Origin of the sequence: Stenotrophomonas sp. ISL-67 (assembly GCF_018612915.1) — a bacterium.
In the GTDB taxonomy this organism is placed as follows: domain Bacteria; phylum Pseudomonadota; class Gammaproteobacteria; order Xanthomonadales; family Xanthomonadaceae; genus Stenotrophomonas.
Window position 1 is genome coordinate 72,141 of the sequence record NZ_JAGGRL010000010.1, and the last position, 22,856, is coordinate 94,996.

Sequence of the window (22,856 nt, forward strand, 5' to 3'; positions counted from 1 at the left end):
GACCTCCCCCATGAGTGCAACCCAGACCGCCCCGGCCCGTGACCGGCTGCGTATTGCCATCCAGAAGAACGGGCGCCTGGCCGAACCCGCGCGCAGCCTGCTTACCGCCTGCGGGCTGAGCTGGCGGCAGAGCCGCGACAAGCTGTTCTGCTACGGCGAATCGCTGCCGGTGGACCTGCTGCTGGTGCGCGATGATGACATCCCCGGTTTGATCGCCGATGGCGTGTGCGATTTCGGCATCGTCGGCCGCAACGAGCTGGACGAGCAGGGCGCTGCGCGCCGCCGGATCGGCCTGCCGGATGCCTACCAGGCGCTGCGCGGCCTGAACTTCGGCCAGTGTCGGTTGATGTTGGCCGTGCCCGAGGAATGGGACTGGCAGGGCGTGCAGCAGCTGGCCGGCAAGCGCATCGCCACCAGCTACCCGGCCATCCTGGCCAACTGGCTGGCCGAGCGTGGCGTGGACGCGCAGGTGGTGGAACTGTCCGGTTCGGTGGAAATCGCCCCCCGTCTTGGCACCGCCGACCTGATCTGCGACCTGGTGTCCAGCGGTGCCACCCTGGCAGCCAACCAGCTCAAGCCGGTGGAAACGCTGCTGGAAAGCGAAGCGGTGCTGGCCGGCCCGGTGAAGACCCCCGACGATGCCCGCGCCTGCCTGATGGCGATGCTGCTGCGCCGCCTTGACGGCGTGGTGAAGGTGCAGGACAGCAAGCTGCTGATGTTCCGCGCAGAGCTGGACCGCGTGTCCGAGCTGGCCCGCCTGCTGCCCGACGCGGACCCGCTGGTGCAGCTGCCCGATGATGGCGGCCACCTGCGTTTGCAGACCATGTGCCACGGTGCGTTGACCTGGCAGCGGCTTGAGGAGCTGGAGCGCGCGGGCGCCCAGGGATTGATGGTGTTGAGCGTGGAGCGGTCGCTGGCATGAATCGTCTGCAATGGTCCCAGTTGAGCGACACCGCCCAGGCCGAGGCGCTGCAGCGCCCGGTGCAGGCGGTGGCCGCGCGTACCCGTGAATTGGTGGCCGCGTTGATCGCGGCGGTGCGTGATGATGGCGATGCCGCATTGCGCGAGATCAGCCTGCGCTTCGATGGCGTGGCGCCTACCTCGTTCGAAGTGAACGACGAAGAATTCGCCGCCGCCGAGCGCGCGGTGCCCACAGCGCTGCGCCAGGCGATGACCGAGGCTGCCGAACGCATCCGTCTGTTCCACAAGGCCGGCATGAGCCAGGGCTATGCGGTGGAGACCGCGCCGGGCGTGCGCTGCGAACGCATGCTGCGCCCGATTGGGCGGGTCGGCCTTTACGTGCCGGCGGGCAGTGCGCCGCTACCGTCCACCGCGTTGATGCTGGGCGTACCGGCGCAGCTGGCCGGGTGCCGTGAAGTGGTGCTGTGCACGCCGCCGCGCCGCGATGGCAGCGCCGATCCGGCGGTGCTGGTGGCCGCGCGCCTCACCGGCGTGCACCGCGTCTTCAAGCTGGGCGGTGCGCAGGCCATTGCGGCGATGGCCTATGGCACGCTCAGCGTGCCTGCCTGCGACAAGCTGTACGGGCCGGGCAACAGCTACGTGACCGAAGCCAAGCAGCAGGTCGCCCAGGATGGCGCCGCCGCCATCGACATGCCCGCCGGCCCTTCCGAAGTGCTGGTGATTGCCGATGCCGGTGCCAATCCCGCCTTCGTCGCCGCCGATCTGCTCTCGCAGGCCGAACACGGCCCCGATTCGCAGGTGCTGCTGCTGACCGATGATGCCGACATGCTGTCCCGGGTGGAAGCGCAGGTGCAGGTGCAGCTGGCCCAGCTCTCGCGTGCCGACATCGCCGCGCAGGCGCTGCAGTCTTCCCGCCTGGTCCTGGTTGATTCGCTGGTGCAGGCCTTCCAGATCAGCAACCGCTATGCGCCCGAGCACCTGATCCTGGCGCTGCGCGAACCGCGCGACTGGCTGGCGCAGGTGGAAGCGGCCGGTTCGGTGTTCCTTGGCGATTACACCCCCGAAGCATTGGGCGATTACTGCAGCGGCACCAACCACGTGCTGCCCACCGCCGGTGCCGCGCGCGCGTACAGCGGGGTGAGCGTGGCCAGCTTCCAGAACATGATCAGCGTGCAGTCCGCGACCGCGCAGGGCATCGCCGCCATCGGCGACTGCGCCCGTGTACTGGCGCGTGCCGAAGGGCTGGATGCGCACGAGAATGCCGTGGCGCTGCGCATGGAGTCGGCCGCATGACCGCTGCCACCGTGCTCGATCTGGTCCGCAGCGACCTGCGCGCGTTTGCCGGCTACTCCTCGGCGCGCAGCAGCGCGCTGGTGGGGGATGTGTGGCTCAACGCCAATGAAGCGGCCTGGGCCAACCCTGTCGACGCGCAGGGAACTGCCCGCCGCTATCCCGAACCGCAGCCCGAAGCGCTGCGTGCGCGGCTGGCGGCGCTGTATGGCTGCAGGGCCGAGCAGTTGCTGATCGGCCGCGGCAGCGATGAAGCCATCGATCTGTTGGTCCGCGCATTGTGCGAGCCGGGCAGGGATGCCGTGCTGGTCACCCCGCCGGTGTTCGGCATGTATGCGGTGTGCGCGCGGCTGCAGAACGCGCCACTGCTGGAGGTGCCACTGCGTGACGCTGGCGATGCGCTGGAGGCGGATATCGACGCCATCATCGCCACCGCCCTGGCCGGCAACGCCAAGCTGGTGTTCCTGTGCACGCCGTCGAACCCGGCTGGCAGCACGATCGCGCTGGCCGATATCGAACGCGTCGCGCGGGCGCTGCGGGGCAGGGCGCTGGTAGTGGTGGATGAGGCATACGGCGAGTACGCTGAACAGCCTTCGGCCACCACCTTGCTGGCGGACCATGACAACGTGGCAGTGCTGCGTACCTTGTCCAAGGCGCACGCGCTGGCTGCAGCGCGTATCGGCAGCCTGATCGCCGCCCCGGCGTTGATCCAGGTGCTGCGCCGTTGCCAGGCCCCGTATCCGGTGCCGGCCCCGTGCGCGGCACTGGCGCTGGCCGCGTTGGACGCAGCCGCGCTCGAGATCACCGCCGCGCGCGTGGATCAGATCAAGCGCGAACGTGCCCGTCTGGCAGATGCGCTGCAACAGGCACCTGGGGTGGCGCGCGTGTATCCCTCGCAGGGCAACTACCTGCTGGTCCGTTTCAGCGATGCCCAGGCTGCGTTCGACGCGCTGCTGGCCGCTGGCGTGGTGGTGCGCGACCAGCGCGCCGCCCCGCAACTGCACGATGCGCTGCGCATCACCCTTGGCAGCCCGGAGCAGAACGACCGCGTGCTGCAGGCACTCAGCGCCCGGAGGGCCGCCGCATGACCCCCATCCTGTTCGTCGACCGCGACGGCACCCTGATCGAAGAACCTGCCGATTTCCAGATCGACGCGTACGAGAAGATCCGCTTCGTGCGCGATGTGATCCCGGCGATGCTGAAGCTGCGCGATGCCGGCTACCAGTTCGTGATCGTCAGCAACCAGGACGGTCTGGGCAGCGAGGGCTACCCGCAGGCCGCCTTCGATGGCCCCAACAACCTGATGCTGCAGATCTTTGCCAGCCAGGGCATCGTGTTCCGTGACGTGCTCATCGACGGCACCTGGCCGCACGACAACGCGCCCACGCGCAAGCCGGGCATCGGCATGATGCTGCCGTACCTGCAGGACCGCAGCATCGACTGGGCACGCTCGGGCATGGTCGGCGACCGCCCGACCGACATCCAGTTCGCGCAGAACATGAACATCCGTGGTTTCCAGCTGCGCACCGAACAGTTTGGCGGCGAGTGGGACTGGAACGGCATCGCGCATGAGCTGGCCGATGCCCCACGCCGCGCCACCGTACAGCGCAACACCAAGGAGACCCGCATCCGGGTCGAGGTCGACCTGGACCGCACCGCCGAACCGCAGACCCACACCGGTCTACCGTTCTTCGACCACATGCTGGAGCAGATCGGCAAGCACGGCGGCTTCGCGCTGAGCGTGCAGGCTGAAGGCGACCTGCATATCGACGAGCACCACACCATCGAAGACACCGGGCTGGCCCTGGGCCAGGCCCTGCGCGAAGCACTGGGCGACAAGCGCGGCATCGGCCGCTATGGCTTCTCCCTGCCGATGGACGAGACCCTGGCCAGTGCCGCGCTGGACTTCAGCGGCCGCCCGTACTTCGTGTTCGAAGGCGAGTTCAAGCGCGAGCGGGTGGGGGACATGCCCACCGAGCTGGTGCCGCACTTCTTCCGTTCGCTGTGCGATGCCTCGGGCCTGAACCTGCACCTGAGCGTGCGCGGCGACAACGACCACCACAAGGTCGAAGCGTGTTTCAAGGCACTGGCCCGCGCACTGCGCCAGGCACTGCCGCGCCAGGGCACCGCGCTGCCCAGCACCAAGGGGGCACTGTGACCGACGTTGCCCTCATCGATGCCGGCGGTGCCAATCTTGGCTCGGTGCGCTATGCACTGGAACGGCTGGGTGCGCGCGTGCAGCTGGTGCGCGATGCCGCAGGCCTGCGCGGTGCATCGCGGGTGATCCTGCCCGGCGTGGGCGCTGCACCGCACGGCATGGCACGTCTGCATGCGCAGGACCTGGTGCAGCCCCTGCGTGAGCTGCAGGTGCCGCTGCTGGGTATCTGCCTGGGCATGCAGTTGCTGTTCGAACACTCCGAAGAGGGCAACGTGGAATGCCTGGGCCTGCTGCCCGGTGTGGTCCGCCACCTGCACCCGGCCACCGGCATCCGCGTGCCGCACATGGGCTGGAACCGGCTGCTGCCGCTGCGCCAGGCGGCGTTGATGGATGGCGTGGCCGACCGCGCCAGCGCCTACTTCGTGCACAGCTATGCGGCCCCTTTGAACGAACACACCGTGGCCGCCTGCGACCACGGCGGCCTGTTCGCGGCGGTGGTGCAGCGCGGTCGCCACAGCGGCGCGCAGTTCCACCCCGAGCGTTCCGCTGCCACCGGCGCGCGGATCCTGCGCAACTTCCTCGAGAACGAACCCGCATGAGTTTCACCGTCTATCCCGCGTTGGACATCCGTGAGGGGCGCGTGGTGCGCCTGCTGCAGGGCGATTACGCCCAGCAGACCACCTACGGCGACGATCCGCTGCCGCGCGCGAACGCGTTCGCTGCAGCGGGCGCGAGCTGGATGCACCTGGTCGACCTGGACGCCGCGCGCGCCGGCGGCTACACCCTCGCCCCGCTGCTCTCCGCCATCGCCAGCGAAAGCGGCCTGAACGTGCAGACCGGGGGCGGCATCCGTCGCCGTGACGACGTGGCGCGGCTGCTGGATGCCGGCGCGGCGCGCGTGGTGGTGGGCTCGGTGTCGGTACGCGAACCGGAGACCGTGATCGGCTGGCTGCAGGAATTTGGCGCCGATCGCCTCACCATCGCACTCGACGCGCGCCAGGCCGACGACGGCCGCTGGCTGCTGCCGGTGCATGGCTGGACCGAAACCGCCGACGTGACGTTGGACGTGCTGGCGCAGCGTTACGCGCAGGCCGGCATGCGCCACCTGCTGTGCACCGACATCGCCCGCGACGGCATGCTGTCCGGCCCCAACATCGACCTGTATCGGCACCTGTCCGCGCTGCTGCCCGGTGTGGCGGTGCAGGCGTCGGGCGGCGTTCGCAGCGCCGCTGACGTGGCCGAAGCGAAGGCCGCCGGGTGTGGTGGCGCGATCCTCGGCAAGGCGCTGCTGGAAGGGCGCATGACCCTGCAGGAGGCGCTGGCATGCTGAGTCGCCGGTTGATTCCCTGCCTGGACGTGCGCGACGGTCGCGTGGTCAAGGGCGTGCGCTTCCGCGATCACGTGGACATGGGCGACATCGCCGAGCTCGCGCTGCGCTACCGCGACCAGGGCGCCGACGAGCTGGTGTTCTACGACATCGGCGCCAGCCCGGAAGGGCGTGCCGTGGATGTGGGGTGGATCGAACGCATCGCGCGCCTGATCGACATTCCGTTCTGCGTGGCGGGCGGCATCAGCGACGTGGAGACCGCGCGCCGGGTACTGTATGCCGGCGCGGACAAGATCTCCATCAATTCGCCCGCATTGGGCCGCCCAGCGCTGATCGAGGAGCTGGCCGATGCCTTCGGTGTGCAGTGCGTGGTGGTCGGCATCGATTCGGTGCGCGAGCCCGATGGCGAGTGGCGCGTGCGCCGCTTCAGCGGTGACCCCGACAAGACCCAGGCAGTACCGATGCGCACGCTGGACTGGCTGGCGGAAGCCCAGCGCCGTGGCGCTGGCGAGATCGTGCTCAACTGCATGGACAGCGACGGCGTGCGCCGCGGCTACGACGTGGCCCAGCTGCGCCAGGCGCGGGCGTTGTGCAGCGTGCCGCTGATCGCCTCCGGCGGTGCCGGCGACATGCAGCACTTCGCCGATGTGTTCGACCAGGCCGATGTCGACGGTGCGCTGGCCGCCAGCGTGTTCCACAGTGGCGCCATTGCCATTCCCGCGCTCAAGCAGTTCCTGCGCGCGCAGCAGATCGAGGTACGAGATGTCTATTGAAGTATTGCCGTCGCGCGAGGCGCTGGAACAGCTGGACTGGGCCAAGGGCGATGGGCTGCTGCCGGTGGTGGTGCAGGATGCCGATACGCTGGCGGTGCTGATGCTGGGTTATGCCAATGCCGAATCGCTGGCCTTGACCCTGGAGACCGGGCACATGACCTTTTACAGCCGCAGCAAGCAGCGCCTGTGGACCAAGGGCGAGTCATCCGGCAACGTGCTGGCGGTGGTGGCCGTGCGCGTGGACTGCGACCGCGACACCCTTCTGGTGAGCGCGCGCCCGGCTGGGCCCACCTGCCACACCGGCAGCGAGAGCTGCTTTGCCCAGGCGCCAGGCAGTTTCCTTGGCCGTCTCGACGCGCTGGTGCGCGAACGCGAGCAGCAGCGTCCGGCCAACAGCTACACCACCGGCCTGTTCGAACAGGGCCTGCGCCGGATCGCGCAGAAGGTGGGCGAGGAAGGCGTGGAAACCGCGCTGGCCGGCGTGGTCCAGGACGAGGGTGCACTGCTTGGCGAATCGGCCGACCTGCTGTTCCACCTGACCGTGCTGCTGCGCGCCCGCGGGCTGTCGCTGCAGGATGCGGTCGCCGTGCTGGCGGCCCGCCACGCCGGGTGAGCAGGCGGCCCGCCATTTAACGTCGTTGAAACGGGCCGCAGGCGATCATGTGTGGCTTTACAATCGCCCACCTTCAACGGAACGCCTCGATGACCCGCACTGCTGCCTGGCTGGCCTGCCTGCTGTTGATGTCCGCACCTGCCTGGTCCAGCGAGGCCACCGTGACCGGCAAGGTCTACCAGGAGCGCGACGGGAAACCCGGGCGCGGCCCAACCGACCCGGCCCTGGCGGGGGTGCAGGTTTCCAACGGCGAACAGATCGTGCGTACCGCAGCCGACGGCAGCTACAGCCTGCCGGTCCGCGAGGGCCAGACGGTATTCGTGATCAAGCCCGACGAGTTCCGCTTCCCCGCAGCGGAGAACGGCATGCCCGGCTATTGGCGGCATTACGCGCCGCAGGGGTCGCCACGGCTGAAGTACGACGGCATCGCCGCCACCGGCAGCAACACCCGCAATTGGGATTTCGCGCTGGAGCCGGTCGAGGACGCCGACACGGCGCGGGCCGGCTTCGAGATGCTGGTTTTCACCGATTCGCAGACCGCCAGCCGCCAGGACGTGGACTACTACCAGCGTGCCATCGTCGAGCCGATCATCGGCAAGCATCCGGCGCGGCTGGGCACCACGCTGGGCGACATCGTCAACGACGATCTGTCCCTGTATCCCCAGATCAACAAGGCCACCGCACAGCTGCAGGTGCCGTGGTTCCATGTGCCGGGCAACCACGACCTGGACATGGATGCCGGTGATGACCGCCATTCGCTGGACAGCTGGCGCGCGGTCTATGGCCCGGACACCTATGCGGTGGAAGAGGGCGGCGCCAGCTTCGTGTTCCTCGATGATGTCGTCTACGATCCGACTGCGAAGCCGAAGTACGTGGGCGGCCTGCGCCCGGACCAGTTCACCTTCCTGGCGAACTACCTGAAGGGCCTGCCGCGTGACCGCCTGCTGGTGCTGGGCATGCACATTCCCCTGTTCGATGCCGCGCCGGGCCGCGAGACCTTCCGCCACGCCGATCGCACGCGCCTGTTCGCACTGCTCAAGGATTTTCCGCACGTGCTGGTGCTCAGTGGCCACAGCCACACGCAGCAGCACTACTACCACGGTGCGGCCGAAGGCTGGCAGGGCAGCCAGCCGCTGCATGAGTACAACGTGGGCGCGGCCTGTGGCGCGTTCTGGTCCGGGGTGAAGGACAGCAGCGGCATTCCCGATGCCACCATGAGCGATGGCACGCCGAATGGCTACGCGGTGCTGTCGGTGAAGGCCGGCGGCGACTACGGCCTGCGCTACTACGTGGCGCGCGCGCCGGATGACTATCAGATCGCGCTGCACGCACCGAAGGTGCTGCGCAAGGGCGCCTACCCGGCATGGGGCGTCTACGCCAACGTGTTCATGGGCCAGGAAGATACGCGGGTGGAGTACCGCGTTGACGACGGTGCATGGCAGGGCATGAAGCGGGTGGAGCAGCCCGACCCGCGCCTGCTGGTCGAAAACGTCGCTGATGACACTGCAGAACGCCTGCGCGGCTTCGACCGCTCGCCCGAAGCCACCCCCTCACCGCACCTCTGGCGCGGCGCGCTGCCCACCGATCTGGCCGCCGGCCCCCACAAGGTAGAAGTACGCGCCGTCCACGCCGATGGCCCCACCGCCACCGCCAGCACCACCTACCGCCTCCAGGCAGCAAAGCCGTAGTGCCAGGCCCTGCCTGGCAACCAGGCGGTGCTGGCCCCAGCGCCAGTACGCCCAAGTACGGCATCAACGGCTTTGCAAAGCCAGCACGATCACCGAAAATCCCGGCAATGAAATCGAATCCACCCAAGGCCTGCGAGTGAGCGTTGCGATACCGTTTCCGGACGCCCATCCGGTTCACCCTGAAGTGTCGAGCGCGCTGCTGCCACGCCCGGGTTCCCAAGGCGACACCCTGATCGTCGCCGACGTCGGCGGCACCTATGCACGCCTGGCACTGGCAGACGTGGTCGTCGGCCAAGCGCCCCGCATCCGCAACCTGCGCCGTTACGCATGCGCCGATTTCGCCAGCCTGGCCGCCATCCTGGCGGCGTTCCGTGCGTCGCAGCATCTCGCGCCCGCCACTGCCGTGGTGGCCATCGCGGGGTTGCTCGAGGGCGACCATCTGGTCAACACCAACCTGCCATGGTCGGTCTCGGTAGCAGCGACCCGGCGTGACGCCGGGTTGGCCACGCTCGATCTGATCAACGATTTCGAAGCCGTTGCCTACGCGATTCCGCACGTGGCGCAGGACACACTGGTCGCCTTGAACGGCGAACCGGCCGATGGCGGCCGCTGGCCGGCATTGGTGCTGGGGCCGGGCACTGGCCTGGGCGGTGCGTTGCGCTTCGAGGCCGGTGCACGCGCGGTGCTGGCCAGCGAGGCAGGGCACGCGGCGCTCGGCGCCGGCACTGCGCTGGAACTGCAGGTGCTGCAGCAGATGCTGGCGCGCTGGGAGCACGTGGACAATGAGCGCATCCTGTCCGGCAGCGGCCTGATGAATCTCTACCCGGCACTGTGCACGATCCGCGGCGAAACCCCGCAGTGGCCAACGCCGGAAGCATTGATCGCTGCGGCGCACGCGGGCGAGGATGCACTTGCAGTGGAAGCGCTTGAGGTGTTCTGCGGCTGGCTGGGCAGCCTGGCAGGCGATCTTGCGGTGACCTTCGGGGCGCGCTCGGTGTACCTGGCGGGCGGCATCTCCAGCCACGTGGCGCGCTTCCTCGATGACGGGCATTTCCGCACGCGTTTCCTCGCCAAGGGCGTGATGCGCAGGGTCCTGGAGCAGGTGCCGGTGTGGCGGGTGGAACACGGCGAGCTGGGCGTGGTGGGTGCAGCCGTTTGGCATGCCGAACATCGCTGCGCGGCCGCGTAAGTATTCTGGGAGAACAACGAGTGACTGATCGCAGGCAATTCCTCCAGGCCGGTGCGCTGGCCGCAGGTGTCATGGCGTTTCCGCGCGGGCAGGCCAAGGCCGACGGACGCGCGCGGGTGGTGTCCACATGGGATTTCGGCGTGGGTGCCAACCAGGCCGCCTGGAACGTGTTGTCGGCCGGCGGCAGCGCGCTGGACGCGGTGGAAACCGGAGCACGCTGGGCGGAGAGCGAGTTGTGCAATCCGACCGTAGGGCGCTGCGGCAACCCGGATCGCGACGGCGTGCTGAGCCTGGATGCGAGCATCATGGCCGGTGACGGGCGCTGCGGTTCAGTTGCGGCGCTGAGCGACATCCTGCACCCGGTATCGGTCGCCCGCAAAGTGATGGAGCAGACCCCGCACGTGATGCTGGTGGGCGAGGGCGCCCGGCAGTTCGCCCTGAAGCAGGGGTTCAAACGCGAAAAACTGCTGACGCCGGCGGCCGAGAAGGCGTGGCGCGAGTGGTTGAAGACGGCGCAGTACACGCCGGAGATCAATGCAGAGCGGCGTACGCGCCCGGGCGACAGCAGCAATCACGACACGCTGGGCATCCTCGCCATGGATGCGCAGGGGCAGCTGGCCGGTGCCTGCACCACCAGCGGCATGGCTTGGAAGCTGCATGGCCGGGTGGGCGACAGCCCCATCATCGGCGCCGGTCTTTACGTGGACAACGAGGTCGGCGCGGCCACGGCATCGGGCGTCGGCGAGGAGATGATCCGCAACGCGGCCTCCTTCCTGGTGGTGGAACTGATGCGCCAGGGCCGTTCCCCGGCGGAGGCCTGCCGTGAAGCCATCGCGCGGGTGGTGCGCAAGCGCCCCGAAGCCAGCAGGACGCTGCAGGTCTGTTTCCTGGCGATGGACCGCCACGGCGAGGTGGGCGCGTATGCGCTGCATCGCGGCTTCGTCTATGCGGTGTGCGACAAGGACCGCCAGGATGACCTGCGCGATTCGGCCTCGGTCTATACCAGCGAGCAGACCTGAGCATGTCGCGTCGTACCCTCGAGATAGCCTCGAACTCGGTTGCCTCTGCCCTGGCGGCCCAGCAGGGCGGCGCGGACCGCATCGAGTTGTTCGACAACCTCGGCGAAGGCGGCACCACCCCTTCGCACGGAAGCATCGCCGTAGCGCGCGAGCAGTTGCGGATTCCCCTCTTCGTGCTGATCCGGCCACGCCCTGGCGATTTCCATTACGACGCGCTGGAGACGGAGATCATGCTGCGGGATATCGCGCAGTGCCGCCAGCTGGGCTGCGACGGCGTGGTGATCGGGGCACTGGATGCGGAGGGCGGCATCGACACCGCGCTGTGCCGCGAACTGATCGCCGCCGCCGGCCCGCTCGGGGTGACCTTCCATCGCGCCTTCGACGCCGCGCGCGACCTGGCGGCCGCCCTGGAGCAGGTGATCGCGCTGGGCTGCCAGCGCGTGCTGAGTTCCGGCGGTCAGGCCAGCGCGGAAGCGGGCAGTGACATGCTGGCCAAGCTGGTCGCGAAGGCAGGTGATCGCCTGTCCGTGATGGCCGGCGCGGGTATCGGCCCGGGCAACATCGCCAGCATCGCGACAACCACCGGGTGCCGTGAACTGCATGCGTCGGCCAAGGCGGTTCGCACCTCGGGGATGCATTATCGCAATGCAGACCTGCGTGGTCTCGACAACGACTGGACGCAGACGGACGCTGAGACCGTGGCTGGGTTGCGTGCTGCGTTGGATGGATTTGGCTTCTAAAGCAACCGCAACCGCAACCGCAACGGCAGCGTTTCCAGTACTACGAGTTGGGAGGCAGTCGGGCAACCCCTTACGGGACACGCCGTAAACCCATCCATGGGGGCTTGGCAAAAACATCCATGTTTTTGACAGTCCCTACAGGGGCTGCCCGCCTGCCTCCCCGACGGATTCCGTGTGCGGTTGGGCAATGCAGCCACGCAGGGCGTGGCTCTACGCATCAACACACGCTGTTGCTGTTGCATCTTCTATGGCCCCCAACAAACCGTCAGAGGGTCGGCGGGTGCGGGGGTACGGGACCGTAGAAAACATGGATGTTTTCTACGAGCCCCCATGGATGGGTTCACGGCGTGTTCCGTACCCCCGCACCCGCCGGCCCTGCGTGCGTGATCGGGAAAATGACGGCTTTTGCTTCGGCCCTGACCCTGATTCCAAAAACAAAAAAAACGGCAACCGCCTGTAATAGCGCGGTTGCCGTGGAGGAGCGTTTCCCCGCCCGAAGGCGGGGTAGGGTGGTGGCTTAGAACTTGTAGGTCGCGCCGAAGTACAGCTGGCGGCCGGAGTACAGGCTGGAGATCAGGCGGGCATCGGTGTCGCTGCCGAGGTGGATGCGCTGTTCCTCCTTGGTGGCGTTCAACACCGAGGCGGTAAAGGTCAGCGCGTCGGTGAAGTTGTAGGCCACGTTGAGGTCGAGCTGTGCATACGGCTCGGTGTACTCGGTCATGCCGCCGTTCAGACCGCCAACCACTTCACCACGACGGTTGTAGGAGGCACGCGCCAGGAACTTCTCGTTCTCGTAGAACACCGTCACGTTGGCCTGGTTCTTGGCGCTGCCGACCAGCGGCGACGAACCGATGCTTTCACCGTCGAGCACGATCGATGCCAGGTTGGTGTCGTTGTAGGTGTAGTTGGCCTGCACGCCAAAGCCCATGTCGAAGGTGTACTGACCGTACAGCTCCACGCCCTGCGACACACCATCGCGGCCGTTGGCCTGGGTCTCGTAATCCTGCACCGTGACCGACTCACCGCCGATCACCATCTGCACGTCACGCACCACCGGCACCGTGAAGTTGTCGACGTTCTTGCGGAACAGGCCGATGCCCGCGACAGCGCCCGGCGTGAAGTACCACTCCAGGCCCACGTCGAACTGGGTGGCCTTGAACGGCTCCAGGTCCTTGTTGCTGCCGTGACCCTGCCAGCCTTCCTGCGGCGCACCACCGGCGACACGACGGTCATTGACGTACTCGGCGCTGAAGTAGCTCAGCGCACCCGGTGCGGCGATGCTGGTGTAGCTCGGGCGGGCAATGACCTTGGATGCCGCGCCACGCAGCACCAGGTTGTCGGTGATGTCCCAGGCGATGTTGAAGCTCGGCAGGAAATCGGTGTAGGTCCTGTCCGTGCCGATCAGCTCGAACGACTTCTCGCGCGCCAGGCTGTCAGGCAGGCGGACGAAGCCGCTTTCGCAACCAAAGGTCGGGAAGGCCGCCGCCGCCGGGTCGCTGCACGACATCGGCGCGCCGGATGCGTTGTCCAGGAAGTAGTCGTTGAAGCGTTCGATCGCATCGCTGGATTGCGCGAACTGCTCGGTACGCACCACGCGCATGCCCACGTTGCCGCGCAGGCGCTCGGTACGGAAGTTGGCCTGGAAGTAGCCGGCGTATACCTTTTCGTTGACGTTGTAGACGAAGTCCTCTTCGGTGCGGTTGTGGGAACCACCGTAGCGATCGTTGAGGTAGTTGATGTAGGCCGGGTAATCGATGCCCGGGAACACATTGGCGTCGAAACCGCCGCGGATGCCGCTGATCGGATTGGACAGGAAGAAGCCCGGCTGCGCGATACCCGCCGTGTTGTCGCAGCCCGCCTGGTAGCGGTTGTTGTCATAGTCGGCCGGGTCGGTGCCCGGGCAGACCCAGTAGGTGTTGCCGGTATTACGGTGGACCTTGCCATCGCTGTACTTGGCGCCGAACTGGAACGAATCCAGCACGCCGGTCTCGAACAGCTTGGTGAAGTCGGCCTGGAAGTGATTCTGCTTGACCTCGGTCTGCATCCAGGACGAATCGGTCGAGCCGGTGTCCACTTCCGCGACGCCATTCATCAGCTGCTGCTGCAGGTCGGGCGAGAACGTGGCCGACGGCGTGCCGGTCAGGTCCCACGCCGAATACTGGTTGCCGGCCTGCCACACGCCATCGACGCGGCGGCGCGGCTTGGCCGACATGCGGAATTTCATCGTCGGGCCACCTTCAGACCAGGTGCGGCCGCCGCTGAACGAGGCTTTCCACAGCGGGCTGATGTCCCAGTCGATGCTCAGGTCGGCGGTCTGCGACAGCGCCTTTTCACGACTGTAGTCGCCGGTCAGCTGCGGGGTGGGGATGGTGCAGTCGTCCGGACCCCAGCCACCCGGCGGCAGGCCAGCCGCTGCGGCCTCGTCTTCGCTGCAGTAGTACGTCTTGCCCGGAATCTTCTCGAACTGCGCCCCGGTGACGATGCTGCCGCTCGGGTCCATGGTCAGGCCATTGAGCAGGCGACCGCCGGCCCAGTTGCCATCCTGGTTGTAGCGCGCCATGTTCCATTCCGGAATCTTCAGCATGTTCTGGGTGTAATCACCCTCCAGCTCGAAGCGGAAGTAGTTCGCGGTCAAGGTGACGTTGTCGGTCGGCTTGAACTGGAAGGTGAACTGGCCACCCTTGCGCTCGCGCTCTTCTTCCTTGACCGCGAAGTTCACCGAGGTGGGCATGAAGAAGTCGGTGTAATTGCGCCCGTTCTGGTCGTTGAAGCCGGAGTTGCCCCACCAGTAGTTGACGCCACCCTGGTTCATCGGGTTGCCGTTGACATCGTGGGCGGTGGTATCAGTGCCGTACCACTGGAAATTCTCGGTGGTGGCTTCCATGGTGCGGCTGGTGCGCTTCTGCTGTGTCACGCCGACCAGCACGCCGAAGCGCTCGTCTTTGCTGTGCCAGGAGTAGAGCGCCGACGCCTGCGGATCGACGTCATGGCTGGTGTCCGAGGAGGTGCCTTCCAGGGTCACGTAGCCGGAATTGGATTCCATCTCCAGCGGACGACGCGTATGCAGGATCACCGTGCCGCCGATGCCGCCTTCGTCGATGCGCGCTTCCGGCGACTTGAACAGCTCGGCGCTGGACAGCATGTTCGAGGGCAGCAGGGTGTAATTGAAGGAGCGGCTGGCCTCGTTGTTGGTTTCCGACGTGGCAATGTAGTTGCCGTTCAACAGGGTCAGGGTCAGGTCCGGATCCAGGCCACGCACGCTGACGCTCTTGCCTTCGCCGCCGTCGCGGGTGATGACCACGCCCGGCACGCGCTGCAGCGAATCGGCCACGTTCTTGTCGGGGAACTTGCCCACGTCTTCGGCGGTGATCACTTCGACCACGGCGTTGGCGTCGCGCTTCTGCTGCAGACTCTTTTCGATCGCGTAGCGGTAGCCGGTGACCTGCACGCTGTCGAGCGTGGTCGCCGAAGGGGTCTCGGACGGGGTTGCGGCCTGCTGGGCAAATACGGTCGCCGGCACGAAAGCGGCGGCGGCCAATGCGAAGGTGATGGCGGCCGACAACGCGTCGCGGCCGTGCATGCGGGACATCTGGTTCATTCCACTCTCTCCCTTGGATTGAATCGTTTGGCTGACACGTTGTATCGATCTAAATTCGAAGGCCGAATCGGGCCGGGGTTTCACGGGTCCCGAACTCGCCCTGGCCGCTGGTGTGACGGTTTGGAGTTGGATCGATCTAAACCGTTGGCGGCGAATTTTTAACACGGCCAGCCCAGGGAAGCATGCTGCTCCGCAATATGGACGGGGAGGGGGTAGATGTGTCTATGGCTGGTGGTGGAGGGTCGTTATGTTGCGCCGCAGAATGCATCCCGCAAATTGTCCATGGTTTACTTAAATCGATCTAAATTCACGCCATCGTGACTTTGGAGCGATCCAAACCTAAGGACCCACTGCATGCGCCGATTGCCGTCCCGCCTTGCCTTACCGCCCCTGCGCCGCCCCTTGGCGGGCCTGGCCTGCCTGGCCGTGCTGGCCTTCACCCCGATGCTGCAGGCCGCTCCGGCCGCGCTCGAGCGGGAGGTCAACACCTTCATCGGCAGCAAGGATGACGGCAATACGTTCCCGGGCGCCTCGGCCCCGTTCGGGCTGATCCAGGTCAGCCCGATCGGCGAGCACTACGCCGGCTGGCGCTATGACGACCCGAAGATCCGCGGTTTCGGCCATTCCTTCCTGTCCGGCGCCGGTTGCTGGGAGCAGGGCGGCCAGGTCTCGGTGCTGCCGGTGACCGGCACGATCGGGCCGGGCGGTGATTTCGATACCGACAGCGCCAAGAGCTTCGACCAGAAGGCCTACGCCTCCGGTTACACCCATGAAGGCGAAGTCGGCCAGGCCGGCTACTACAAGGTGCGCCTGACCAGTTACGGCGGCATCGATGCCGAAGCCACCGCCCGCACCCGCGCCGCAGCCGAGCGTTACACCTTCCCGTCCGAGGCCGGCACCGGCCACGTGCTGGTCAACGTCGGCCAGGCCAACGAGCGCCATTCGGTGATCGGCAGCGTTATCGACGTGGTCGGCGACCGCGTGGTCGAAGGCAAGCTGGTCACCAAGAGCTTCTGCGGCGGCCACCAGTACACCACCTGGTTCCGCATCGAGTTCGACCGCCCGTTCAAGGCGTTCGGCACCTGGGGCGAAGGCGGCGGCCTGCCCGGGGCCCGCCACGGCATGGAAGGCGAACTCAAGCCCAGCGGTGCCTGGTTGAGCTTCGACCTGTCCAAGGGGCGGGCAGTGACCGCGGTCAGCGCGATCTCCCACGTGGATGCAGAGGGCGCGCGTGCCAACCTGCGCAGCGACGGCATGCAGGACGGCCGCCTGCTCGGGTTCGAGCGCATGCGCGGCCTGTCGCAGCAGCAGTGGCGCAGGGAACTGTCGACCGTGCGCGTGGACAGCAAGCACGCCGACGACCGCACCGTGCTCTACACCGCGCTGTACCACGCGTTGCTGCAGCCACTGACCGGCAGCGACGCCGACGGGCGCTACCGGGGCTACGACGACAACATCCACCACGCCGACGGCTGGACCTACTACGAGTACTTCTCGCTGTGGGATACCTACCGTGCGCAGAACCAGTGGCTGGCGCTGACCCGGCCGCAGGTGACGAAGGATATCGGCCGCAGCCTGCTGGCCATCAACGAACAGGGCGGCTGGCTGCCGCGCTGGGGTTACGCGAACTTCGAGACCAACATCATGACCGGCGACCCGGTCACGCCCTTCATGGTTGACCTGTGGCGCTTCGGCGCGCTGGCCGGGCGCGAAGGCGAGGCCTACACCGCGCTGCGCCGCAATGCGTTCGAACTGCCGCCGATGAACTCGCGGCATGCCGGCCGCTCGGGCAACCCGGGGTATGTGGAGAACGGCTACGTCGCCTACGACCGCGCCTTCCCGTCCAAGGGCATGGATGTCGATCCGCACCACGGTGGCTCGGCCACGCTGGAATACGCACTGGCCGACTGCGCGCTGGCACAGATGGCCGACGGCCTCGGCCATGCCGACGATGCAGGCGTGCTGCGCCAACGCGGCCGCAACTGGCAGAAGGTGTGGGACCCGGGCGTGCGTGACGAGGAAACCGGCATGAGCGGCTTCCCGCGTCCGCGCATGGACGATGGCAAGTGGTACCTGCCGGCCGATGGGCATTACAGCCCGCGCTCGCACCATGGTTTCCACGAGGGCACCGCGTGGCAGTACCAGTGGCTGGCCCAGCAGGACATCCCCGGCCTGGTCCAGGCCATGCACGGCCGCGAGAACGCCGGCAAGCGCCTGGATGCGTTCTTCGCCTACGACGCACTGCTGCAGTCGCCGCTGCAGGCCGCGCGCAAGGAATGGGTGGTGGGGCCGTACAGCTACTACAACCAGTACCGCTACAACCCCAACAACGAGCCGGACCTGCACGCCCCGTGGATGTACACGCTGATCGGCCAGCCGTGGAAAACCGCCACCGTGGTGCGCGCCGCGCAGCAGCTGTTCACCAACGCGCCCAATGGCGTCACCGGCAACGATGACCTGGGCACGATGTCGGCGTGGTACCTGTTCAGCGCGCTGGGCCTGTACCCGGCGGTGCCGGGCAGTGGCCAGTTCCTGCTGCACACCCCGCGCTTTGCCAAGGTCGAGGTCGACCTCGGCCAGGGCCGCACGCTGCGCCTGCAGGCGCCGGGCGCCGACGGCCGCAGGCTGCAGTATGTGCAGGGCGTGCAGGTGGATGGCCAGGCGCATGCCCCGGTCTGGCTGGACTGGAGCCGCCTGCAGCAGGGCGGCACCATCGCCTACACCCTGGGCGACAAAGCGCCGGAAGCCGGCTGGGGTACCCAGGTCGATGCGCTGCCGGTGTCGTACTGCGCCACCCCGGGGGCCGCGCTGGAATGAGCCCGCAGGCCGCGATCCGTTGACCGATGTGATCGTTTAGGCTTGCAGGACCATAAGGACGCCGACGCCACGATGAAAAAGGACACCTCCGCTGCCAAGGGAACCCGCGCCAGCACGCCCCGTGCCGGCGCCGCACGTGCGGTCACCGTGACCGACATCGCCGATGCGATCGGTGTGTCGCGGGCAACGGTGTCGTTGGTGCTGCGGGGCAGCCCGCTGGTCAATGTCGACACCCGCGCGCGCGTGGAGGCCGAACTGCGCCGGCAGCGGTATGTCTACAACCGTGGCGCAGCCAACCTGCGCCGGCGGACCTCGACCAGCGTGGCGCTGGTGATCAACGACCTGTCCAACCCGTTCTTCGCCGAGTTCGCCTCGGGCGTGGATGAGGCGTTGGGCGCCAAGGGCTACGTGACACTGCTGGGCAGCACCGGCGAATCACCGGTGCGGCAGCAGGCGGTGCTGACCACGCTGATGGAACACACCCCGGCCGGCGTGATCCTGTCGCCGGCCGAAGGCAGCGATGCCACCGAGGTGCGCCAGGCCGTGGGCTTCAATGCCAACGTGCTGCTGTTCAACCGTGAGCTCAAGGGCGGCGACTGGGATTTCCTCACCCTGGACAACCAGCAGGGCGCTTACCTGGCCACCCGCCACCTGATCGAGCAGGGCCATCGCCGCATCGCTTTCTTCGGCGGCCATGCCGAGTCCAGCTCCTGCCACCAGCGCCGTACCGGCTATGCGCAGGCGTTGGCCGAAGCCGGGCTGCCGGTGCAGCCGGACTGGCTGATCGAATCGGCGCCCAATCGGCTTGAGGCCGCAGCGCGTTCGGGCGAGCTGTTCACCGGCGAAGTGCCCACTGCCGCGGTCTGCTACAACGACACCGTGGCCCTGGGCCTGATGCTGGGCCTGGCCTCGCGCGGCGTGCAGCCGGGCCGCGATTTTGCGGTCACCGGGTTCGATGACATTTCCGAAGCCGCGGTGGCGCTGCCACCGCTGACCACCTTGACCGTCAACCCGCGCGAGCGCGGCCGCCAGGCGGCCGAACTGCTGCTGCAGCGGCTGGACGATCCCACCGCCGCACCGCGCCGTACCGTGGCGCCGGTGCAGCTCCGCATCCGTGACAGCAGCGGCCCCGCCGTCGGCTGATCGCGCTTCCCCTTCACCTGCCCGCGCAATGAGGCGCGTTACGCATGCCCATTTCTCCAACGCATCGCCTGCCCACATCATCGTCCACCGCACCCGTGGTCAACACGCGCATGGCGTTGGCGGTGGCCACCACGATCTTCTTCATGTGGGGCTTCCTGACCTGCCTCAACGACATCCTGATCCCGCACCTGAAGGCCGTGTTCGAACTGAACTATGCCAAGGCGATGCTGGTGCAGTTCACCTTCTTCGGTGCGTACTTCCTGATGTCGCTGCCGGCCGGTCGGTTGGTGGCGCACCTGGGCTACAAGAAGGGCATCGTGGCCGGGCTTGCCATCGCTGCGGTGGGCGCACTGGGCTTCTGGCCGGCCGCCGAGCTGCGCGTGTATGAAGCCTTCCTTGGCGCACTGTTCGTGCTGGCCACGGGCATCACCGTGCTGCAGGTGGCGGCCAACCCGTACGTGGCACTGCTGGGCCCGGAACAGACCGCGTCGAGCCGGTTGACCCTGGCGCAGGCACTGAACTCGCTGGGCACGGCGATCGCGCCGATCTTCGGCGGCCTGCTGATCCTGGGCAACACGGTCAAGAGCGCCGATGAACTGTCCGCCTTGGGCGCGGCCGAACAGCTGGCCTACCGCACCCAGGAAGCGCAGGCGGTGCAGGGACCGTACGTAGGCCTGGCGATCGCGCTGGCGCTGCTGGCGGTGTTCGTCTACCTGTTCCGGCTGCCGGCGCTGAATGAGACCACCGAACAGGCCGACCCGGTCAAGCACACCCTGATGGATGCGCTGCGCCACCGCCATGTGACGTTCGGGGTGCTGGGCATCTTCTTCTACGTCGGCGCGGAAGTGTCGATCGGCAGCTTCCTGGTCAACTACCTTTCCATGCCCAACATCGGTGGGCTGACCGAGCAGCAGGCTACCGGTTACGTATCGGCCTACTGGACCATGGCGATGATCGGCCGCTTCGCCGGCTCGGCGATCATGACCCGCTTCTCCCCGCGCATCCTGCTTACCCTGTTCGCTGCGGCCAACGCGGTGCTGCTGGCGGTGACGATGAGCAGCGAAGGGCAGGTGGCCGTGTACTCGGTGGTGGCCATCGGCCTGTTCAACTCGATCATGTTCCCGACCATCTTCGCGCTCAGCATCGAACGCCTGGGCGCGCTGACCAGCAAGGCCTCCAGCCTGCTGATCATGGCGATCGTGGGCGGCGCGATTGTTCCGTTCCTGCAGGGCCTGCTGGCCGACCGGATCGGGCTGCACCTGTCTTTCATCCTGCCGTTGCTCTGCTACGGCTACATCCTCTTCTACGGCGTGTGGGGCTCGCGCCCGCGCGCCGGTTTCAGCCAGGGGGGCTGAGCGCGTCATGACCAAGATTGTTTGTTTCGGCGAAATTTTGATCGATCTACTTGCCCAGCCGCCGGCCACGCCGGACACGCCGCGCGCGTTCCTGCAGTACGCCGGTGGTGCCCCCGCCAACGTTGCCGTGGCCGCCGCGCGGCTGGGTGCGGACACGCATTTCGCCGGCATGCTCGGCCAGGACATGTTCGGCGACTTCCTTGCCGACAGCCTGGCCAGTGCGGGCGTCGCGACCGACTGCATCGTGCGTACCGACGCGGCCAAGACCGCGCTGGCGTTCGTCGCGCTCGACGCGCATGGCGAGCGCAGCTTCAGCTTCTACCGGCCGCCGGCCGCCGACCTGCTGTTCCGCGCCGGGCACTTCAGCCCGGCCTGTTTCGAGGGCACCCGCAGCTTCCATGTGTGCTCCAACAGCCTGACCGAACGCGCCATCGCCCAGGCCACGCTGGAAGGCATGCAGCGCGCCCGCGCCGCCGGGGCGATGGTCAGCCTGGACCTCAACCTGCGCCCGGCGCTGTGGCCGGCCGATGTCGACCCGACCACGCAGTTGTGGGAAGCGCTGGTGCTGGCCGACCTGGTCAAGCTCTCGCGCGAGGAACTGGACTACCTGGCCGCGCCGCTCGGCGCCGACGGCAATGCCGTGGTCATCCAGCGCCTGCTGGCCGCGCAGGCGCAGGCCGTAGTGGTCACCGACGGTGCCGCCCCGATGCGTTGGCACACCCGCCATGGCAGCGGCGTGGTCACCGGCTTCCAGGTGCCCACCGTGGATACCACGGCAGCGGGTGACGCATTCGTCGGTGGCCTGCTGTTCGCGCTCGGTGAGCGCGGCGCCGATGGCCCGGCGTTCGTCGACTTCTGCCGTGATCCCGTGGGCCTGCAGGGCGCCATTCGATTCGGTGCCGCCGTCGGCGCGCTGGCCGTGACCCGCAAAGGTGCGTTCGCCGCGATGCCGAGCCTGGCCGATGTCCAGCACCTGCTGCAGCAACAACAGGAAACCGCCGCATGACCACCAACATTCCCGCACAGCCCGATTTCCGTTCGCCGGCATTCCTGCGCGCGCATATCGCGCAGAGCATGGCGTTCTACCAGCCGCACGAGATCGATCCCAACGGTGGCTTCTTCCACTACTACCTGGACGATGGCACGGTCTACGACGCCAGCCACCGCCACCTGGTAAGCAGCACCCGTTTCGTGTTCAACCACGCGATGGCCTACCGCGAGTTCGGCAAGCCGGAAGACCTGAAGGCGGTCGAGCATGGCATCCGCTACCTGCGTGAGGTGCACCGCAACCCGGTTTCCGGCGGCTACGCCTGGACCCTGCGCGACGGCGTGGTCGAAGATGCCACCAACCACTGCTACGGCGTGGCTTTCGTGCTGTTGGCCTACAGCTGCGCATTGAAGGCGGGCATCGGCGAGGCACGTGCCTGGATGGATGAAACCTGGGCACTGCTGGAAAGCCGCTTCTGGGAACCGGCATTCGGCCTGTACAAGGACGAAGCGGACGCGGACTGGAACTTCAGTGACTATCGCGGCCAGAACGCCAACATGCACATGTGCGAAGCGATGCTGGCTGCCTACGACGCCAGTGGCGAAGCCCGCTACCGCGACCGTGCCCTGCTGCTGGCCGACCACATGACCCGCCGCCAGGCTGCGCAGGGCGAGGGCCTGGTGTGGGAGCACTACGATCCGAACTGGCAGATCGACTGGAACTACAACCGCGACAACCCCAAGCACCTGTTCCGCCCGTGGGGCTTCCAGCCCGGCCACCAGACCGAGTGGGCCAAGCTGCTGCTGATCCTGGACCGCCACGTGCAGGCCGATTGGCTGGTGCCGACCGCGCGCCACCTGTTCGACGTTGCAATCGAGCGCAGCTGGGACGCGGAACGCGGCGGGCTGTACTACGGCTTCGCGCCGGATGGCAGCGTGTGCGACGACGACAAGTACTTCTGGGTACAGGCCGAATCGCTGGCCACCGCCGCGCTGCTGGCCGCCCGCACCGGTGATGCGGTGTACTGGGACTGGTACGACCGTCTGTGGGCGTATGCATGGCAACACATGATCGACCACCAGTACGGCGCGTGGTACCGCATCCTGGATGCGGACAACCGCAAGTACAGCAACGAGAAGAGCCCGGCCGGCAAGACCGATTACCACACCATGGGCGCGTGTTACGAAGTGCTCAACGTGGTGCGTTGAGAGCAATGGGGTTCGCCGGGCAGAGCCCG

General features: G+C 67.3%; 18 protein-coding genes. 17 read left to right on the top strand and 1 reads right to left on the bottom strand.

The genetic code is table 11. From position 1 onward, the window contains the following. Positions 1–10: 10 nt before the first annotated feature. The 12 genes from hisG to J7J08_RS11845 all read left to right on the top strand — a co-directional run bounded on the left by hisG (position 11) and on the right by J7J08_RS11845 (position 11,718). Complete coding sequence (gene hisG / locus J7J08_RS11790) at positions 11–922, top strand: ATP phosphoribosyltransferase (RefSeq protein WP_214905630.1); 912 nt, start codon at positions 11–13, stop codon at positions 920–922. Then, positions 919–2,214 (top strand): histidinol dehydrogenase, encoded by a 1,296-nt coding sequence (gene hisD, locus J7J08_RS11795; RefSeq protein ID WP_214905633.1) that lies wholly within the window; start codon positions 919–921, stop codon positions 2,212–2,214. Before hisG ends, hisD begins: the two co-directional genes overlap by 4 nt. Further along, positions 2,211–3,299, top strand: a complete 1,089-nt coding sequence (gene hisC, locus J7J08_RS11800) for a histidinol-phosphate transaminase (protein ID WP_214905636.1) — start codon at positions 2,211–2,213, stop codon at positions 3,297–3,299. The genes hisD and hisC overlap by 4 nt, the downstream gene beginning before the upstream one ends. Further along, positions 3,296–4,369, top strand: coding sequence for a bifunctional histidinol-phosphatase/imidazoleglycerol-phosphate dehydratase HisB (hisB, locus tag J7J08_RS11805; RefSeq protein ID WP_214905638.1), 1,074 nt, complete (start codon positions 3,296–3,298; stop codon positions 4,367–4,369). The genes hisC and hisB overlap by 4 nt, the downstream gene beginning before the upstream one ends. Then, entirely contained in the window at positions 4,366–4,968 is a 603-nt protein-coding gene (gene hisH, locus J7J08_RS11810; RefSeq protein ID WP_214905640.1) for an imidazole glycerol phosphate synthase subunit HisH, read from the top strand. Before hisB ends, hisH begins: the two co-directional genes overlap by 4 nt. After that, positions 4,965–5,699 (top strand): 1-(5-phosphoribosyl)-5-[(5-phosphoribosylamino)methylideneamino]imidazole-4-carboxamide isomerase, encoded by a 735-nt coding sequence (gene hisA / locus J7J08_RS11815; protein WP_214905642.1) that lies wholly within the window; start codon positions 4,965–4,967, stop codon positions 5,697–5,699. The genes hisH and hisA overlap by 4 nt, the downstream gene beginning before the upstream one ends. Beyond that, positions 5,693–6,469: an imidazole glycerol phosphate synthase subunit HisF gene (hisF, locus tag J7J08_RS11820; protein WP_214905644.1), complete on the top strand. Its 777-nt coding sequence runs from the start codon at positions 5,693–5,695 to the stop codon at positions 6,467–6,469. Before hisA ends, hisF begins: the two co-directional genes overlap by 7 nt. Further along, a complete protein-coding gene (hisIE, locus tag J7J08_RS11825; RefSeq protein ID WP_214905647.1) occupies positions 6,459–7,082 on the top strand; it encodes a bifunctional phosphoribosyl-AMP cyclohydrolase/phosphoribosyl-ATP diphosphatase HisIE in 624 nt (207 codons plus the stop codon). The genes hisF and hisIE overlap by 11 nt, the downstream gene beginning before the upstream one ends. Before the next feature lie 89 nt (positions 7,083–7,171). Next, on the top strand, positions 7,172–8,770 hold the full coding sequence (locus tag J7J08_RS11830; RefSeq protein WP_214905649.1) for a calcineurin-like phosphoesterase family protein: 1,599 nt from the start codon (positions 7,172–7,174) through the stop codon (positions 8,768–8,770). Between the two features lie 184 nt (positions 8,771–8,954). Continuing rightward, the gene (locus tag J7J08_RS11835) at positions 8,955–9,959 is read left to right on the top strand and encodes a glucokinase (RefSeq protein ID WP_343237729.1); all 1,005 of its coding nucleotides are present in this window, start codon (positions 8,955–8,957) and stop codon (positions 9,957–9,959) included. A gap of 20 nt (positions 9,960–9,979) precedes the next feature. Then, on the top strand, positions 9,980–10,978 hold the full coding sequence (locus J7J08_RS11840; RefSeq protein ID WP_214905655.1) for a N(4)-(beta-N-acetylglucosaminyl)-L-asparaginase: 999 nt from the start codon (positions 9,980–9,982) through the stop codon (positions 10,976–10,978). 2 nt (positions 10,979–10,980) lie between these two features. After that, positions 10,981–11,718 (top strand): copper homeostasis protein CutC, encoded by a 738-nt coding sequence (locus tag J7J08_RS11845; RefSeq protein WP_214905658.1) that lies wholly within the window; start codon positions 10,981–10,983, stop codon positions 11,716–11,718. Between the two features lie 517 nt (positions 11,719–12,235). On the opposite strand, the gene J7J08_RS11850 is transcribed toward J7J08_RS11845, so the two are convergent. Next, complete coding sequence (locus tag J7J08_RS11850; protein ID WP_214905660.1) at positions 12,236–15,316, bottom strand: TonB-dependent receptor; 3,081 nt, start codon at positions 15,314–15,316, stop codon at positions 12,236–12,238. Between the two features lie 354 nt (positions 15,317–15,670). Here J7J08_RS11850 and J7J08_RS11855 point away from each other — a divergent pair, with 354 nt between their 5' ends. The 5 genes from J7J08_RS11855 (at position 15,671) to J7J08_RS11875 (ending at position 22,827) form a co-directional block, all read left to right on the top strand. Continuing rightward, positions 15,671–18,133, top strand: a complete 2,463-nt coding sequence (locus tag J7J08_RS11855; protein ID WP_214905663.1) for a GH92 family glycosyl hydrolase — start codon at positions 15,671–15,673, stop codon at positions 18,131–18,133. A 72-nt stretch (positions 18,134–18,205) separates the two neighbouring features. Continuing rightward, positions 18,206–19,276 carry a LacI family DNA-binding transcriptional regulator gene (locus J7J08_RS11860; protein WP_214905665.1) on the top strand — a complete coding sequence of 357 codons (1,071 nt, stop codon included), beginning with the start codon at positions 18,206–18,208 and terminating at the stop codon, positions 19,274–19,276. 110 nt (positions 19,277–19,386) lie between these two features. Then, positions 19,387–20,631, top strand: a complete 1,245-nt coding sequence (gene fucP / locus J7J08_RS11865) for an L-fucose:H+ symporter permease (protein ID WP_251006617.1) — start codon at positions 19,387–19,389, stop codon at positions 20,629–20,631. A 7-nt stretch (positions 20,632–20,638) separates the two neighbouring features. After that, positions 20,639–21,637, top strand: a complete 999-nt coding sequence (locus J7J08_RS11870) for a carbohydrate kinase (protein ID WP_214905673.1) — start codon at positions 20,639–20,641, stop codon at positions 21,635–21,637. Next, on the top strand, positions 21,634–22,827 hold the full coding sequence (locus J7J08_RS11875) for an AGE family epimerase/isomerase (RefSeq protein ID WP_214905676.1): 1,194 nt from the start codon (positions 21,634–21,636) through the stop codon (positions 22,825–22,827). The genes J7J08_RS11870 and J7J08_RS11875 overlap by 4 nt, the downstream gene beginning before the upstream one ends. The last annotated feature ends 29 nt before the right edge of the window (positions 22,828–22,856 follow it).

Bases quoted from the DNA above. Each gene is read 5' to 3' on its own strand.
- hisG (WP_214905630.1), top strand. From the start codon at position 11: ATGAGTGCAACCCAGACCGCCCCGGCCCGTGACCGGCTGCGTATTGCC.
- hisD (WP_214905633.1), top strand. From the start codon at position 919: ATGAATCGTCTGCAATGGTCCCAGTTGAGCGACACCGCCCAGGCCGAG.
- hisC (WP_214905636.1), top strand. From the start codon at position 2,211: ATGACCGCTGCCACCGTGCTCGATCTGGTCCGCAGCGACCTGCGCGCG.
- hisB (WP_214905638.1), top strand. From the start codon at position 3,296: ATGACCCCCATCCTGTTCGTCGACCGCGACGGCACCCTGATCGAAGAA.
- hisA (WP_214905642.1), top strand. From the start codon at position 4,965: ATGAGTTTCACCGTCTATCCCGCGTTGGACATCCGTGAGGGGCGCGTG.
- hisF (WP_214905644.1), top strand. From the start codon at position 5,693: ATGCTGAGTCGCCGGTTGATTCCCTGCCTGGACGTGCGCGACGGTCGC.
- hisIE (WP_214905647.1), top strand. From the start codon at position 6,459: ATGTCTATTGAAGTATTGCCGTCGCGCGAGGCGCTGGAACAGCTGGAC.
- J7J08_RS11830 (WP_214905649.1), top strand. From the start codon at position 7,172: ATGACCCGCACTGCTGCCTGGCTGGCCTGCCTGCTGTTGATGTCCGCA.
- J7J08_RS11845 (WP_214905658.1), top strand. From the start codon at position 10,981: ATGTCGCGTCGTACCCTCGAGATAGCCTCGAACTCGGTTGCCTCTGCC.
- J7J08_RS11850 (WP_214905660.1), bottom strand. From the start codon at position 15,316: ATGAACCAGATGTCCCGCATGCACGGCCGCGACGCGTTGTCGGCCGCC.
- J7J08_RS11855 (WP_214905663.1), top strand. From the start codon at position 15,671: ATGCGCCGATTGCCGTCCCGCCTTGCCTTACCGCCCCTGCGCCGCCCC.
- J7J08_RS11860 (WP_214905665.1), top strand. From the start codon at position 18,206: ATGAAAAAGGACACCTCCGCTGCCAAGGGAACCCGCGCCAGCACGCCC.
- fucP (WP_251006617.1), top strand. From the start codon at position 19,387: ATGGCGTTGGCGGTGGCCACCACGATCTTCTTCATGTGGGGCTTCCTG.
- J7J08_RS11870 (WP_214905673.1), top strand. From the start codon at position 20,639: ATGACCAAGATTGTTTGTTTCGGCGAAATTTTGATCGATCTACTTGCC.
- J7J08_RS11875 (WP_214905676.1), top strand. From the start codon at position 21,634: ATGACCACCAACATTCCCGCACAGCCCGATTTCCGTTCGCCGGCATTC.